The organism is Lactobacillus sp. C449L (assembly GCF_059900815.1).
In genome coordinates, this window is the sequence record NZ_JBWXGA010000333.1 from 1 (window position 1) to 426 (window position 426).

Annotated in this window: 1 protein-coding gene; it reads right to left on the reverse strand. The window is 61.0% G+C overall.

From position 1 onward, the window contains the following. Positions 1 to 160: 160 nt before the first annotated feature. Positions 161 to 426, reverse strand: a 266-nt coding sequence (locus tag AC2JF9_RS09630) for a hypothetical protein (RefSeq protein WP_500727340.1), incomplete at its 5' end; no start/stop codon positions are given.

Below are 426 nucleotides of genomic sequence, written 5' to 3' on the forward strand. Positions count from 1 at the left end.
CTTTCGATGCGCCATCCTTTTGATCAGACCGGCTGTCCCTTGGAGAAGGCGAGCTGAGGAGCGCTTCACACGCGCTGGAGTGGATCCGAATCCGGCATACTCCCTTGCAGGTTTGAATATGCCCGCCGCTGTCGATGTCCTGTCGAGCGCGGGATTGCGCTTAAGGGCTCGCTGCATTGGCGCCTATTGGACGTGACCCGAGAGTTCGCGCCAGTTGGTGTAGTTCCCGCGATTTTGCCATGTCCCCGCTAATGCCGCGCACCTGCCATCCGTCCAGAATGGCGGGGTCATAGGTCTGAGCCAAGTGGTATGCGGCCTTCGCACTGCCCAAAGTGACCGCTCGTTCCAAGATCAAGCGAGCGCCGCTGATATCCCGGCTCTGCAGGAGCGCCTCGGCTCGCTGCAGGAGCTGCTTCTCGGTAACGG